This window comes from Lactiplantibacillus pingfangensis, assembly GCF_005404945.1.
Lineage (GTDB): Bacteria > Bacillota > Bacilli > Lactobacillales > Lactobacillaceae > Lactiplantibacillus > Lactiplantibacillus pingfangensis.
In genome coordinates, this window is record NZ_BJDG01000002.1 from 122,966 (window position 1) to 139,289 (window position 16,324).

The window sequence follows — 16,324 nt, forward strand, 5'->3', positions numbered from 1 at the left end:
TTTATAAATAAATTTTATTTATGGAATTCAATTATTTTGAGTGGAGCGTGAAAGATGAACCAAGCAGTTAATTTTGATTTTATGATTCGACTAGTTCGTAAATATTGGCGTGCACTAATTGCCTGGGCTGTAGCCGGATTGCTAGTAGCCGGAATTTTAACTTTTTTTGTGATTACGCCGCAGTATAAGTCGAGTGTTCAAATTTTAGTTGGTCGGCATAGTGAGAACGCCGCTACACAGTATACGGATCAGCAAGCGGATGTCCAAATGATTACGACCTATAAAGAATTAATTACCAACCAAGTCATCTTGAATCCAGCACGGAAAACACTAAAAGACCAATATGGCTATACGCGTTCGTTAGGAAACTTAAAAAATGAAGTCGTCGTCTCTAGTACCCAAAATTCGCAAGTCTTCTCAATTGATGTAACAGATTCGGATGCCATTCAAAGTGCTCAAATTGCTAATCAGGTCGCGAAGAGCTTTAAAACGCAAGTCAAGAAGATCATTAAGGTCAACAACGTCACAATTGTTTCTCCGGCAAGTCCAGCAAACACGCCTGTATCGCCAAAAAAAGCTATCAATTTACTGATTGGGATTGTTGCTGGGTTATTACTCGGTTTTGTCTATGCTAGTATACGAGTTATGACTGACCGGCGTGTGCATGACACTGATTTTTTAATAGACGACTTAGGTTTAACTAATTTGGGTCAGATTAATCATCAGCATCATGACAAGCATATTACACAACAGATTTCGAAGTTGAAGGTCAATAAGAAGTCGGATGAGACGGCTCATGAAACACGCCGTACGCGTAAACGAGTGTAAGGGGGGATTTTATGTTTGATAGCAAGCGAAAAATAACTACGATGACGGCGCCAATTAATTTGACAACCATTGTTGATCCTACCTCGGTTATCACTGAGCAGATTAAAACAATTCGTACGAATATTAATTTCGCAGCCACTGATCAATCGTTAAGAACACTAATGATTACATCTTCGACAATAGGGGAGGGAAAATCGACAGTGGCTGCCAACCTGGCAGTTGAATATGCCAAAGAGGGTAAAAATGTATTGTTGGTTGATGCAGATTTACGACGGCCAACGGTTCATAAAACTTTCGGGTTATCAAATGATTGTGGCTTAAGTTCGTGGCTTGGACATCAAATTACGGATATCAATAAAGCAATTCATTCCACGATTGATAATCTCTTTGTGATGACGAGTGGCCCGAAACCACCTAATCCGGCTGAGTTATTAGGCAGTAAAATGATGTCGGATTTTTTAGCCACTACTACGAGTACTTTAGACTTGGTGATTGTAGATGCACCACCAATTTTACCGGTTACAGATTCACAGTTACTCGCAAATAAAGTAGATGGAACGGTCTTGGTAGTTCGTCAGAATGTTGCTCAAAAAGCGGCCGTACGTGATGCAGTCGTAGATTTGAAACGTTCACACGCAATAATCTTGGGCACAGTACTGAACGATGTTTCTGATGGACAACGTAACGGTTACTACGGCTACAACAATGGGTATTACAGTGATGAAGAAAAATAAGTTAGTTGATATTCACTGCCATATTTTGCCTAGATTAGATGACGGCTCACCTTCGCTAGCCAAATCAATAGAATTGGCGCGGCAGGCAGTCGCTGATGGTATTGGAACGATTTTAGCAACACCACATCATATGGATCGTCATTATACGAATCATGCTCTGAGCGTACAAAAAGCTGTTGAGAGCTTTCAAGCGGAATTAGATCGGCGAGGGATTGATTTGCAAATCTTTCCTGGGCAAGAGATACATTTGAATGGAGAAATAATAGCAAATCTAGATGATCTTATGGGGATAGATGAAGGTCGCAAATATTTGTTGCTGGAGTTGCCACACGAAATGGTTCCCAGCTATTTGGATGAAATCATTTTTCAATTGAATAGTAGAGGGATTACGCCCGTAATTGCGCATCCAGAACGTAACGCCAGGATTATTGCAGAGCCGGAGATCTTATATAATTTGGTAAAGCAAGGTGTGTTGGCTCAAGTGACTGCGACAAGTTTAGTGGGTACTTTTGGCAAGCAAGTTCAAAAGACGGCGAAGGAGTTTGTGAAGTGTGGTTTGGTGCAAGTCGTTGCATCAGATGCCCATGTTTTGAAAAATCGAGAGTTTTCAATGACGAAAGCCTACCAGGTTTTGACAGATATGGGGTCAAATTATTCAGAAAACTTTCAACAAAATGCACGGGACTTGTTGAATGGTGATGATGTTAGTGTGGAAGTTATCAAAATACCACGCAAGAAGCGGAAGTTTGGGTTGTTTTAAAAGGAGTGTCACACATTGAAAGCGTTAGTAACAGGCGGTGCAGGATTTATTGGCTCACACTTAGTAGATAAATTAGTTGAGCAGGGTGTTGATGTTGTCGTTGTAGATGATCTATCAATGGGCAGTGTAGATAATATAAAAAGTCGTGATTCTGTGACTATTCATATTGAAGATGTTTGTAATGAAAAGTTCATGCAAGAACTTTTGCAGAAAGAAAAGTTTGATTATATCTATTTTTTGGCAGCAGTTGCAAGTGTTGCTGACTCAATTGAACGTCCAAGTGAGACACATGAAATTAATCATAGTGCAGTGTTGAATACACTGGAATATATACGTACGGAAAAATTACCGTTGAAGCAATTTCTATTCACGTCATCAGCCGCGGTATATGGCAATTTACCTGAATTACCAAAGAAAGAGAATTCCAGAGTTGATCCATTGTCACCATATGCTATCGACAAGTATGCCACTGAGCGGTACGTGCTGGCTTATGGTGAGTTGTATGACTTGCCAACTGTATGCGTTCGTTTCTTTAATGTATACGGTCCTGGCCAGAATCCTAGTTCGCCATATTCTGGTGTGTTGTCGATTTTAACGGATTGTTTGGAAAATGACAAGACGTTTACATTGTACGGTGATGGTTCACAAACTCGTGATTTTGTCTATATTGAAGACGTTATCCAAGCATTATGGTTAATTACGGTTCAAAATGCGCGTCATCAAGTTTTCAATATAGCAAATGGTTATGAGTCAACTTTAAATAATATTATTCAAACATATGAGAAAGTAGCTGGGCGAAAGCTTACGATTGATTTTGCGAAAGGACGTACAGGGGAAGTTGAGCGTTCTGTTGCAAATATTAGTAGGTTAATTGGGTTAGGCTACTCAACAAATTGGTCGATGGAAAGAGGTCTGACAAAGTACTGGGAGGGGGTACAACATGAGGCAAGTTGAGTTTAACAAATCAGATTTTTCAGATGTGAATGGTAAACTGGTTAAAAATGGGGCAAGTAGTAAACCACAATATGTTTTTACTAGTAAGATTGGCAAACCCGTTACGGGTCCCGAACTGATCATTAAGCGTATTTTCGATCTTTTTGTTGGGCTATTGGGAACGATATTAAGCATTCCCTTTATCGTAGTTTTTGTATTAATTATTAAAGCCACATCGGATGGCCCTGCTTTTTATAAACAGGAGCGAGTAGGACTTATGGGGAAATCTTTTATGGTTATCAAGTTACGTTCTATGTATCAAGATGCGGAAGCTAAAACTGGTGCGGTTTGGGCGCAAAAAAATGATTCTAGAATAACACCGGTGGGTCGTTTCATGAGAAAAACACGTATTGATGAATTACCACAATTATGGAATGTGTTAAAAGGTGATATGAGTTTAGTCGGGCCACGACCTGAACGTCCAATTTTAACGGAAGAGTTCACAAAAGAATTTAACGATTTTCCGAAACGGTTGCGCATCATTCCTGGTATAACTGGTTATGCTCAAATCAATGGGGGTTACGATATAACCCCTGATAAAAAGTGTCAGTTAGATAATTATTATATTGAGCATTACTCGCTTTGGTTTGATATAAAAATGTTATGTGGGACTGTTAGGGTGGTTTGTACCGGAGATGGTGCAAGATGAGTGGACTGGATGTGTCGGTATTAATTTCTGTGTATTATAAAGAAAAGGCACTTTTTTTTCAAGAGGCGTTGGAAAGCATTGCCGATCAGACACAACTACCACTACAGATAGTGGTGGTCAAAGATGGCCCACTTACAGAATCTTTGGAAATAACACTTAGAAATTTTGTCGATAGGTATAGTGATGATTTTGAAGTAACTGTTGTTTCAATTAATACTGTGAGAAGTCTCGGATATGCTTTAAATAAAGGTATACAGTATTGTAAGGCACCGTTAGTGGCTCGTATGGATAGTGATGACCATGCACTTCCGAACAGATTAGAGCTACAAACGGCGTTTTTTGCTACACATCATTCTGTGAAGATAGTTGGTAGCGTTATACAAGAATTTAATACCAATTGGGAGAATGTAATTGACTACCGTGTGGTTCCAACTGATCCAGGTCAAATTAAAGAATTTTCCAAGAAAAGAAATCCTCTAAACCATATGACCGTAATGTTTAAAAAGTATTTTGTGCAGAAAATTGGTGGTTATCGTGAAGTGCCAGGATTTGAAGATTATGATTTATGGCTAAGAGCACTGCAAGAAGATAGCGCAGCTATTGCAAATATTTCAACTCCATTGGTTGCTGCAAGGATTGTTTCTCTACAGAAGCGACGTGGTGGATTGAAGTATATTAAACAGAATTACCACGCACGATTATATTTTCTTAAGGAAGGTTTAATTGATAAGCGGAGTTTCTGTGTGGCAGTAATATCTGCGACTGCTGTAGGGATCAGTCCAGCTTGGCTAAGGCAAATTATTTATAATAATTTGCTGAGAAGGGGAAGAGTTTAGATGTCAGTATATCTTTCAGTTTGTGCGGTTGTTGTATTTTTGAGTATTCTGAGTTGGAGCTTAAAGTCTAATATTCCAGTAATTCTAGTTGGGATTATATTAGCTTTATTTGCTGGAATGCGTGTACAGGTTGGTTTTGATTTTTTTAGCTATCAAAATGTATATGCGGAAATACAGAATGGTATTGCTCTATCATCAATCGGACACTTTGAAATTGGGTATTTAATATTAAATTGGATAGCAGTGCAGCTATCACTGAGCTTTAATGGATTCCTAATCTTTTTTTGCTTAATTACTTTCGGACTGCTTATAGTCTTCTTGATACTTCTTAAGGATCCACAGTTAGGATCAATGGCACTCTTATATTATTTTTCAAGATTTTATTTTACTCGGGATTTTGGTCAGATACGCGCATCACTTGCTGCTGTTATATGTTTACTGGCGTTTTTCTTACTTCTGAAGCACCATTTTGGGTATTTTGTAATTGTAATTTTAATTGCGAGTTTATTCCAAAAAGTTGCGCTGGTTTTTTTTGTGGCATATGTAGTAATGAAAGTATTTAAAAAGAGAGTAAACATAGTTAGTTTTCCAATTGTTGCCATATTTACTGCTATTTTATCAGAATTCGCAGGTTCATTTTTACAAAACCATGTCAGTGTATTTGATTCATATTCAGATTACTTGACAAATGCTGCATTTACAGATGGCGGCTCTGGACTTGCAAATTCAGTGATTTGGTTTCAGTTATCCATTGGAATATTATGTTTATATCTCTTCTTCCAACATAATATTCAGAACGCGGAGCAAAAAGTTGTAGGAGTTACAGCGTCTATCGAGAACGTGCAAAAAATTATAGTTGTGTACTTAATTGGTACGCTTATATTACTGCTATTTAACACGCTTCCAACTGCTGCCGGGCGTGTATCTACTGTTTTAAATACATTTGAAATAATAGTTGTTCCATTGATTTTTCAGAGAATGTTCAAAGGTGTGACACAAATAATTGCTTTCAGTGTATTTTCTGTAGCAGTTTGGTATTTGTTCTTTGTACATGCAGGGGTGCAATTTTTCATTCCGTATCATTCAATTTTTGGGTGAAAGGTGGAGATAGTTTGATTGTTTCTATTATTACTACTGTCTATAATAGAAAAGCTAAAATGCTTCGGCTATTTGAAAGCTTAGAAAAACAAACAAATAAAAACTTTGAGTGGATTATTGTGGATGATAAAAGCAATGATGATACGTATGAAGGGTTGAAAATAATAGAGGAATCAAGTTGTAATTTTAAAAGGAGAATTAAATATTTACAGCAAAATTCTGGAAAACATATCGCATTGAATTATGGCATACAAATGGCAAATGGAGAAATTACAATTATTGTTGATTCAGATGAAGTTGCTTATCCGGAAATGATCAGTAGAGTACTGCAGCAATGGGAAATTTCAGGCCGAGTTAGTGATCAGCAATTAGGCGTAATTGTGTTTGAACGTTTCTCCAGTGATGGTAGTCCGCTGCGAAAGGTGCCACACGATAATGTACGTGCGAATTTGGTAGAATATCGGTATGGTAATGGATTGATGGGTGATTATGCTGAAACATTTAAAACGAGTGTTTTAAGAAAGCATGTTTTTCCGAGATTTAAAGACGAAAAGTTTCTTTCAGAAGATTATGTTTGGATTGATATCGGTAAAGTGTATGATGCAATTTTTATTCAACAAGGTATATACACGTCAAGGTACGATGAGGATGGATTGACATTTAATTCGAAGCGGATAATGTGGGATAATCCTATTGGGACCATGAAACTTGCTGAAAAAAGGTTATCGCTAAAAACGCCCATATATTGGAAGTTAAAGTTTATCGTAGTGTATATGATTTTCTCGTTTAGAAATAATGTTAGTATTGTTTCTATATTTAGAAAAGCACCAAATAAGCTATTTTCGATGTTGCTTATACTTCCAAGTTACTTTGTTTATCGGGTAATGAAAAGTCGGTTTAAAGTGAGTTAAATTGAAAATGTATAGGAGAGATGCGCTTGAAAATTTTGTATGTTATATCAACTTTAAAAAACTCCGGCCCGGTAAATGTATTATATTCGCTATGTAAAAGACTGAGTAAAGTAAACGATATTAGGATACTCACGCTTTCTCCAGAGACTAATGGGAGTGAATGGAAAAAATTTTCTTCATTACCAGTTACAGTGGAAAGTTTAAGCCTTTCTAGGCTTGAATTTATTTATAAAGGAAGAGATGCTTTTCAAAAGTACATTGATTCAAATTCATTTGATGTTCTTCACAGTCATGGTATTAGAGCAGATAAATTAGTTGCAGAATGTAAATCCAGTTGTTTGAAAATGAGTACCGCGCATAATAGTCCTGAAGTAGATTATGTTTCTACATATGGCTATATCATTGGAAAAAGCATGGCAAGAAAGCAATTTAGTTATTGGAGAAGAATGTCCAAAATAGCTTGTTGCTCTAGCTATATACAAGCTCAAATTTCATTAAAGGTAAGTAAAAAATGTCTGCTAACAGTCCATAACGGAACTGATAAGATTAAGAGCTCGAAAGGTGTTCCAACGAAAGATCAAAAGATCAAGCTTTTATGTTTAGGAACACTAAGTACGCGAAAGAACACTGAATACGTTGTTCGAAATTTTTCAAAAGTGGAAAGTAGATTAAATCAACTTGAATTGATTGTGGTGGGCGGCGGCCCACTATATGAAAAGCTTAGTGATAAGTTTCAATCGAGTAAGATTCATTTTACGGGACAAGTTGCTAATCCGCAAACGTACATTGAAAATGCACATTGGATGATTTCAGCTTCTTTGTCTGAAGGGTTACCTATGGCAATTATAGAAGGATTATCGTCTGATTGTAATCTGATATTAAGTGACATTGGTCCACATAGAGAGATAGTAGATTTATTGGATTCAAAACTATATCGTCTGTTTGAAATAGGTAATGAAGTTGAGCTTCAGAAAATCTTGCTTGCAGTTGATGCAGGCAGAATTGAATGGTGTTCCGGAAGTGAAAAATATTGGAATATGTACTTTTCTGACCTAGTTATGGCGGAAAAATATCAAAAAATATACCAGAAATGGGTAAATGATTACAATTTTATTAATGGCTAGGTGTGTAACGACAATAGGAGTAAGTAATGGTAAATATTTTTTATCTGGTTTTTGGATTGAGCAGTGGTGGTAAAGAAAAATATTCTTTGAACCTGTATGAACATATAAATAAGGATAAGTATAATTTGCAGTTCATAGTTAAATACATGAGCCATGACTTTTTCGATGATCAATACGAAGCTGCTGGTGGACATAAAATAGCTTTAATGAAAGTTAATACTAAATTGCCAGAAAAAATCAACACACTAATTTTTGCGTTCAGGGTTTTCAAAAGTGTGAAAGAAAACTACGATATTGCTTATTTTAACCTAAATAAGCCTGCGGATGTTTTCACATATCCGTTGATTTGTAGATTAGCTGGTCAGAAAAAAATTATTATACATTCACACAGTTCCTCACAAGACGATGAAACCCGTTTCTTAAAAGTAATGAACGCACTTGGGAGATTTGTAATTAATTCAATTGCAAGTGCGAAATTTGCCTGTTCAGATAAGGCAGCTGTATGGATGTTTGGAGAAAAGCATGCAAAAAAACGTGACTATAAATTAATTACAAATGGTCTAGAGATTAATGACTATGATTTTAACGAGAATGTGCGGAGTCGAATAAGACTCGCATTAGGAATAAAGCCAGATCAGATGGTTGTGGGACACGTTGGACGTTTCGCAACAACTAAGAATCACACGTTTATATTAGACGTGTTCAAGGAAATTGTAAAAATTCAACCTAATGCAATACTGATTCTTATTGGTGTGGGTCCTCTTGAGAAAGATATTACGAAAAAAGCTGAATCGCTGAAGATCATTTCAAATGTGAAGTTTATGGGTGAGGTGGTCAATGTTAATGAGTATTTGCAGGCGATGGATGTTTTTCTTTTACCCTCTATATTTGAAGGATTACCGATTTCGGGAGTCGAGGCACAGGCGTCAGGACTACATTGTGTGTATTCCAATAATATTTCACGAGAGGCTGATATTACTGGGAATGTTCAATTTTTGGGGCTAGATGAAGGAACAAAGAAATGGGCTAGTACAGTTATAGCTGAGAGTAAAATTTGTCGTCAAAGTGAGAAAAAAAAGGTTGCTAAAGCTGGCTTTGACATAGCATATTCAACTAGACAAGTAGAAAGTACAATTAATCGTTTAATGAAATGACATTTTTATAACAAAATAAACAATAAACATTAAATTCCTGAATTGTTAAATTAAGAAAAAATTAGATAATGAGGGGAATGAAGCGATACCTGCTAACACATTTTTAACTTTAATGATATGAAAAAATGGAAACATTCACTTCCGTTGAAATATTCTAATGATTTCCTAGGCCGATTGTTAAGAACAACTTGGAATTAAGCGATGTAAGTAACTGTGAGAATTTTCATAGGTATACCCCTGGAAATAAAATCATGGTTAGCTGCTTTGGCTCCCATTACTATCGAATCGTCAGATGGCAATAAAGACTTGTGTACATTGGACCACTTTAAGTTTTTAGAGTTCACTGCTATTATCCATGTTGACCGAGCCAAATTTATCAGTGTATATATCAATGATAGTTTTCAGCTTGATAATAAAGAATCTTAAAAATGTCTCAAATTGACTCAAATGGTTTTGTCAAGACCACAAAGGTTAGTTAGTTCAGCTGTACGTCCCGTTCATTTTTCAATTAAGTCTCATACCAGTTGTAAGCAATAAACAGTCAATGGTGAGACGGGAAAGCACTTATCAATCGAATCACTTATTCATAATAAACCTAAGGCTTTCCTCTAACTTAATGTCAGAGTAGATAGTAAGGTTAAACTGAATGAATATGTAAAAATAAATGAATATAACTATTGATAACGTCTGTTTCGAATATTTTATAAAGTATTGAAGAAAAAATCCATTTTGGGGGATTTACAGTTGTTATGATGTTCTAGGTAATTAGAACGGACTGTTTCGGCAAAGTACTGAGCATATGGCAAATTCAGGATAAGGCGACGAACAGTAACACGTGTAACTCCATAGCTATTCAGATAGAGTCTTCTAGGCATTTCTTTGAATAATAATGATTTTCATGAAATGCTTGAATGGCATCTCTTTCAGCTTCAGAGAGCCGTGTATAGTTATTATAATGTTTAGTCAGGTCATGGAGGGGGCTCTTTCTTTATTCGTCGATGTTTAAAGTATAGTCCTCCATGGTCTATTTAGTTATTTTACTTAGCGTGACATTTCAATTTTAAATTTGAAGAATTTGTTAGCACGAGCGCACTGCAGTATGTAAAAGGGCAAAAACAATTCAGAAAAAACGTATACAGTTTGTATCGAGAAAATGGATTTATTAGCAGATAGATTTTTGCAAAGAAGACATAGATAGTGGCATATTGGAATGAGAGACTATTTGCAGTTGTAATTGCCTTGAGATGACAATTCTAGAGTGAAAAAAGGGCTAATTGACTTTTACTCTCAAAGAGTGTATAAAAGTCAATTTACAAACAAGTACTTAGTTCAGGATGTTTTACATTTGGTTCGCACTCATATACTTTAAACGGCTATAAGATATGGTGACGAATCCATCGATATCGTATACGCAGTAAGCTAGAATCTAACTACGATTTAAATAAGATACTTAGAAGAAAGACCTGTATACCATATTACTGCAGTTATAGAATATTGGCAGACACCGGAGTACATGAGAGTGTATGAATGTCTGGTGACCAGTTAAAAAATAATTCTATTTTTTGAAAATAGTAAAATATTTCAATGCTTGAATTTAGAAAATAGCAGTGAAGTAGGTTTTATTGTCCACTAGTATCAGGACGTGACAGTATGACGGAGGACATTGGTCGTTGAAACGAACAATTGAACATGACATATAATAAAAGTTCTGTGTAATAATTTTACGTTAGGAGGAGAAGCTTTGAATCAATATGTTAAGAGTGATTTATTCAGATGTTATGGTAAATCCAAATTGAGTACTTTCATATTCGCTTATGTCTTTAATGGAACATTCAGATTTCAATGCGCGATTCGTTGGGGACATTCCAGTGGTTTAAAAGGGTTGCTTGGTAAAATATTATGGCATTTAGATTATACACATAACATAATTCAGATACATTACTCCGCTAATATCGGTTTCGGTTTATATATAGGTCATGGTGGACCAATAATTGTGAATAGTAGAACTGTTATTGGAGATAATGTAAATTTGAGTCAGTTTACAACCATTGGTTCAAATTCAGAAACACCTGCTATAATTGGAAATAATGTATATATAGGGCCTAACGTTTGTGTGGTAGAACATGTAACAATAGGAGACAATGTCACTATTGGAGCAGGGAGTGTTGTTACAAAGGACATACCAAAGAATGCTACAGCCGTAGGTAATTATGCCCGAGTGATAAATTTTCAAAACCCTGGCCGTTTTGTGAATTATAGATGGATGAGTGATTAGAAAATTTAGCATCGGAATATATATGATCTTCAGATTATTGAGGTGTAAACTTGAAGTTTTTGAAAAATGTTTCTTATACAATTGCATCGAATATATTAAGTATATTTGTGTCAACTATGATTGTCCTAGTGGTTCCAAAATTTCTTGGTGTTCATGAATATGGCCTTTGGCAATTGTTTATTTTTTACGAGAACTATGTAAGTATGTTACATCTGGGCTGGGCTGATGGCGTATTTCTAAGACGTGGTGGGCAACAAGCAAATGATGTTGATGTGGCATCGTTGAAAGCAGAAACAGTTTTATTTGCATTGTTTAATATTTGTATAGGCATGTTGCTCATCGTGTACGGGTTACTATTCTCTCAAACATATCACTTTATTATCACTGCACTTGGTTTTTCAATTATCGTTGCGAACATTCGGACTTGGGTAACCATGATCTTACAGGCCGTTGGTGATTTTAGAGGATATGCAATTAATCTAAGTGTTCAATCTATTGTGTACCTGATTTTGATTTTTGTTATTTTATTATTCGATTTAGTCGACTACCGATATATGATTGTTGCTTTTTTGATTTCGCAATTGGCAACCTCAATATCAGGATTTATTCAATTGAAAAAGCTATTTAAAAAGAAGGTTTCGAAGTTGGATTTCAGTGCAGCCTTGAGAGAGGCAAAACTGAATATTGATTCTGGATTCAAATTGATGATTGCAAATTCTACAGCAATGCTAATTGTTGGAGTAATTAGATTTGGAATTCAACAAAAATGGTCGATTGCAACTTTTGGAAAAATCTCTTTGGTTTTATCTATTGCAAATCTTATTACAGTATTTATCAATGCTGTTAGTCTTGTTTTATTTCCAACGCTTCGTCGAACTACACAAGTTGCTAAAGAAGTGTATGTGGGTATTCGGAACATATTGATGCCTTTCTTGTATATAACAATACTAATATATTTCCCGATTAAGATTATTATTCCACTATGGTTACCTAAATATGCTGATGTCATGCAATTTACATCGGTTTTGATGCCAATGATGGTTTATCAAGGAAAGTTTGAGATATTATCGAATACCTTCATGAAAAATTTTCGAATGGAAGCAACGCTTATGCTTATTAATGTGACAACATTATTAATGAGCATCGGTTTAACTGGCATTACTGTATATTTGATGCATAATATTTCGTTAGCTGTTTTTTCGATTGCCGTAGTCATGGGTTTTCGGAGTGTGTTGGCAGAAGTTATTTTGTCTCGTCGAATCAGCGTCCCTTTTGTTCGTGAATTGTTATTTGAGAATGTTGTAATCTTAGGGTTCATGATATTGTCTTGGAATTACTCGACGGTAATATCATTTGGAATTTATGCCATAGTTATGGTTGTGTATTTATTCAGTAAACGTCAGGACGTTAAATCAGGTTTGAAGACGTTACGGGTACTTTCAAAATATTAGTCAAGGAGATGAAAAACAAAAATAGAATACATTCCTTGGCGTGAATACTTGTTGCCTCAATTTAAAGATATTTGTTGTTGGTGATCGTTTTGAAGAAAAGATTCTTTATCAAACATCCTAAAGTAAGAGGTATCAAGTGTGGCTTTTCTTCGACTTAGAGGTTTTAGCTAATTAATTAGCACAACGCGTAGTTATTAGTGTTTTCGTTTTTAACGTGCTGTTGTGAATCAAGGGAAGAAAATGAAATTTCTACCCCTTCAATCAATTCATGATATTTTTAAAATTCAGTCCAGCATTATGACGTATATGACTTTATACTGTTGGGTTTGGCGTAAGTACCTAATAGCCGATCGCCTTGAATAGTTAAAAATAATTCCGGGAAAATAATTCCTTAAAAAAAGTTTGTTGTTAATTGAAACCTGAAAATATGAGTCAAATCACAGTTACTTATATAGAAATGATAATAGTTATTAACAACAAGGCTTTTTCATTATCGTTAAGATGATTTTTAAACCATTTCCACTAGCTCAAATGGCGCATTGCTAGTGGAAACGAATAAAATCAAAAATGGCAGCGGATACATTGACCGATTTAAAGGCGATTACACACTGTCTCATTCAATTATTTAACGGAGTTACCAAAGTGGTTTATTGAGGGCCTAGCTGAAAATTTACAGAATCTAAGTAGTTGGATTCAATATTAACTAATTGATAGCAGTTGTGAACGACTGATTGTTGACGGCTGTCAAAAAATTTGGTTTAGTATAACGAGAAATTACAAGCGGCGGTCCGGTCGACACATGCTCAGTCCCTCAAGGCAACAATGGAGAGCGAACGATGGATCAAATATTGAATTTAAATTTTATTATCAAGTTAGTCAGGCGCTATTGGCGTCTACTAGTAGGTTGTATGGTTATTGGGCTAGCAATGGCGGCATTCATCACGTACAAAGTTATCCCACCATGTTATGAGGCAGATGTCCAGATTTTAGTCAGCCGGCACAGTAAGGACGCAGCAGCACAGTATGCCAATCAACAAGCGGATGTTCAGATGATTACGACTTACAAAGAATTAATTACGAGTCAGGTGATTTTAGCACCGGTACTTGAACAGTTGAAAGCCAAAAAAACTGATATTGCCTCGCTCACGCAGTTACGCCAAGCAATCACGATTGCAAGTACGCAAAACTCACAAGTATTTTCAATCAAGGTGACCAACGCTGATGCGACACACAGTGCTGAGATTGCCAACCAAATTGCCCAGAACTTTAAAACACAAGTCAGGTCTATTATGAAGATCAACAATGTGACGGTCATTTCACCAGCGATTCCAGCTACTCAGCCACGGTCACCACAAAGAGGGCTCAATCTGTTGATCGGATTACTTTTGGGACTAGGTAGCGGTGCACTGATTGGGGCAATTCGATTACTCAAGGCAGCACAAAAAGTGGCAGTTACGAGTGCAACGAGAGCGCAGACGACTGTTGGTGAGTTAGAAATAACTGGGGAATGAATATGATTAAGTGAAAAGCATTGGTTGTACAATACTGGATAACAACAGTCAAAATTAATATAAGCTGGTCTCGGACAAAAAAATAAACGGAGGAAGCTATGCGAATCGTTCATGTGGCGGAGTATGCAACGGGCGGCGTTGCAACTTATTTAAGAAACGCTATTGCGTATCAAATGTTGGACAGTCAGATTGATGAAATTATTTTGATTTGTGCCAAGGTCAATTCGGAGCAGTTTGAGTTTAAGTCACCCAAAGTGCGTTGTGTCACGTTTGATTACGTTCGATCGCTTGGTGGACTTTACAAATTATTGGCAGTTCGAAAAGTGATCGACAGCTTAGAAGCGGACGTGGTTCATTTTCACAGCAGTTTTGCTGGCTTGATTCGATTGACATATTTTTTGAAACCATGTCGTTATCAGGTCATCTATTGTGCCCACGGTTGGAGCTTTATTCAACAAGGTCAGGGACGTTTGAAAAAGCAATGTTATCGCTTGGTTGAATGTGTTTGTGCGTTAAAAACGACAAAAATTATTAATATTTCAGAAAGCGAATCACGGCAGGCACTACATCATGGTCTACCCGCTAAGAAGATGCAGCTGATTTATAATACGATTCCAAACGAGCTGTCGACGAGTGCAGTCACAAATCCGTTTGCCACCATCACGAAGAAAAAAGTACTCTTTGTGGGCAGATTTGATAAAGCAAAAGGACTCGATTTTTTACTTCAATCAGTTAATTTCAAAAATTTAGGAATTGAACTGGTTGTGATTGGCGAGTCAGTTCTAGGGGACATCAATGCTGAATTCAAGCAGCAATCAGTCCCATTCTTAGGTTGGATTGACCATCAGTATATTGACGCCTACATGCAACACTGCGACGCCGTGATTATTCCCTCACGTTGGGAAGGCTTTGGCTTAGTGGCGCTGGAAGCAATGAAAAATCAGAAGATGGTGATTGCTTCAGATGCAGGTGGTTTGGCGGAAATTGTGATCGATGGATACAACGGCTTACGGTTTAAAACCAATTCAGCGCAAGATTTAAATAGCGCCTTGGAAAAATTTAGTCAAATGAGCCAAGGCGCCATTCAGAAGATGGGACGTGCCGGAGCGAAAATTCAACAACATAAATATAATTTTAGTCAGATGAATCAGCAGTTGGTCGAGTTATATCGAGATGGGAGTGCCAAACATGGTCAAAGTTTCAGTGTTGATGGCCACCAAGAATGGTGAGAAAACGTTGGCAGCCGCGATCGAGTCGATTCGGTGGCAATCGTTCACGAATTTTGAGCTGATCATCTGTAACGATTATTCAACTGATCGGACCGCTAGTATTTGTGACTCGTTTGCGCAGCAAGATGACCGGATACGTGTTTTGACTAATATCGGGCAGCCGGGGTTAGCTTCTGCCTTGAATCAAGGACTGGCACAGTGTCAGGGCACATACATTGCCAGAATGGATGATGATGATTGGGCGCATCCAGACCGGTTAGTACAACAAGTTGCGGCATTAAATCGACAGGAACAGGTCGCTATTGTTGGCACGAGTATTCGGTTATTCGATGATCAAGGGGTCTATGGCCGTCGAGAGGTTAAACCGAGTCCCACGACGCGCGATATTTGGCGCGGACAGCTCTTTGCCCATCCGAGCGTCATGTTCAGACGTGAAATCTATGATCAACTCGATGGCTACAGCACTGCCGTCAAACATTTGCGAATCGAAGACTACGACTTTTGGTGTCGTTGTTATGCCGCAGGATTCGTTGGGCTCAATTTGACTGGCGCATACTTAGATTACCGTGAAGATCAAGCGGCTTTTCGTAAACGCGATAATTGGCGCCGCTTACGACTAGTTCGTTGTATGACGCATTGGCGACCGGCCATGGATATTCCTTGGTTTTACGGTGTTTTTCAAGTCATTGAATTACTGAAATGTGTCGTACCACAACGGTTGATTCGCCATTACCATCGGTTTATTTATCGAATCAGCGGTTAAGCCTGAAC

Annotated in this window: 15 protein-coding genes; all 15 read left to right on the forward strand. The window is 37.1% G+C overall.

Features of this window, described 5'->3' with window-relative positions:
• Positions 1 to 54: 54 nt before the first annotated feature.
• Complete coding sequence (locus FFM74_RS00955) at positions 55 to 828, forward strand: YveK family protein (RefSeq protein WP_137624784.1); 774 nt, start codon at positions 55 to 57, stop codon at positions 826 to 828.
• A gap of 11 nt (positions 829 to 839) precedes the next feature.
• Positions 840 to 1,562: a CpsD/CapB family tyrosine-protein kinase gene (locus FFM74_RS00960; RefSeq protein WP_137624785.1), complete on the forward strand. Its 723-nt coding sequence runs from the start codon at positions 840 to 842 to the stop codon at positions 1,560 to 1,562.
• On the forward strand, positions 1,549 to 2,322 hold the full coding sequence (locus FFM74_RS00965) for a tyrosine-protein phosphatase (RefSeq protein ID WP_137624786.1): 774 nt from the start codon (positions 1,549 to 1,551) through the stop codon (positions 2,320 to 2,322). Before FFM74_RS00960 ends, FFM74_RS00965 begins: the two co-directional genes overlap by 14 nt.
• Positions 2,323 to 2,337: 15 nt before the next feature.
• Entirely contained in the window at positions 2,338 to 3,276 is a 939-nt protein-coding gene (locus tag FFM74_RS00970) for an NAD-dependent epimerase/dehydratase family protein (RefSeq protein WP_137624787.1), read from the forward strand.
• Positions 3,263 to 3,964: a sugar transferase gene (locus FFM74_RS00975; protein ID WP_137624788.1), complete on the forward strand. Its 702-nt coding sequence runs from the start codon at positions 3,263 to 3,265 to the stop codon at positions 3,962 to 3,964. Before FFM74_RS00970 ends, FFM74_RS00975 begins: the two co-directional genes overlap by 14 nt.
• The gene (locus FFM74_RS00980) at positions 3,961 to 4,800 is read left to right on the forward strand and encodes a glycosyltransferase (RefSeq protein ID WP_137624789.1); all 840 of its coding nucleotides are present in this window, start codon (positions 3,961 to 3,963) and stop codon (positions 4,798 to 4,800) included. The genes FFM74_RS00975 and FFM74_RS00980 overlap by 4 nt, the downstream gene beginning before the upstream one ends.
• Positions 4,801 to 5,898: an EpsG family protein gene (locus FFM74_RS00985; RefSeq protein WP_137624790.1), complete on the forward strand. Its 1,098-nt coding sequence runs from the start codon at positions 4,801 to 4,803 to the stop codon at positions 5,896 to 5,898.
• Entirely contained in the window at positions 5,895 to 6,809 is a 915-nt protein-coding gene (locus tag FFM74_RS00990; RefSeq protein WP_137624791.1) for a glycosyltransferase family 2 protein, read from the forward strand. The genes FFM74_RS00985 and FFM74_RS00990 overlap by 4 nt, the downstream gene beginning before the upstream one ends.
• A gap of 26 nt (positions 6,810 to 6,835) precedes the next feature.
• Positions 6,836 to 7,933 (forward strand): glycosyltransferase family 4 protein, encoded by a 1,098-nt coding sequence (locus tag FFM74_RS00995; protein WP_171000611.1) that lies wholly within the window; start codon positions 6,836 to 6,838, stop codon positions 7,931 to 7,933.
• A gap of 26 nt (positions 7,934 to 7,959) precedes the next feature.
• A complete protein-coding gene (locus FFM74_RS01000) occupies positions 7,960 to 9,087 on the forward strand; it encodes a glycosyltransferase (RefSeq protein WP_137624793.1) in 1,128 nt (375 codons plus the stop codon).
• Positions 9,088 to 10,828: 1,741 nt separating this feature from the next.
• Positions 10,829 to 11,362: a serine acetyltransferase gene (locus FFM74_RS01005; RefSeq protein ID WP_137624794.1), complete on the forward strand. Its 534-nt coding sequence runs from the start codon at positions 10,829 to 10,831 to the stop codon at positions 11,360 to 11,362.
• A 50-nt stretch (positions 11,363 to 11,412) separates the two neighbouring features.
• Positions 11,413 to 12,813 carry a lipopolysaccharide biosynthesis protein gene (locus FFM74_RS01010; RefSeq protein WP_137624795.1) on the forward strand — a complete coding sequence of 467 codons (1,401 nt, stop codon included), beginning with the start codon at positions 11,413 to 11,415 and terminating at the stop codon, positions 12,811 to 12,813.
• An 836-nt stretch (positions 12,814 to 13,649) separates the two neighbouring features.
• Positions 13,650 to 14,324: a YveK family protein gene (locus FFM74_RS01015; RefSeq protein WP_137624796.1), complete on the forward strand. Its 675-nt coding sequence runs from the start codon at positions 13,650 to 13,652 to the stop codon at positions 14,322 to 14,324.
• Positions 14,325 to 14,422: 98 nt separating this feature from the next.
• The gene (locus FFM74_RS01020; protein ID WP_137624797.1) at positions 14,423 to 15,553 is read left to right on the forward strand and encodes a glycosyltransferase; all 1,131 of its coding nucleotides are present in this window, start codon (positions 14,423 to 14,425) and stop codon (positions 15,551 to 15,553) included.
• Positions 15,513 to 16,316: a glycosyltransferase family 2 protein gene (locus tag FFM74_RS01025; RefSeq protein WP_171000612.1), complete on the forward strand. Its 804-nt coding sequence runs from the start codon at positions 15,513 to 15,515 to the stop codon at positions 16,314 to 16,316. Before FFM74_RS01020 ends, FFM74_RS01025 begins: the two co-directional genes overlap by 41 nt.
• The last annotated feature ends 8 nt before the right edge of the window (positions 16,317 to 16,324 follow it).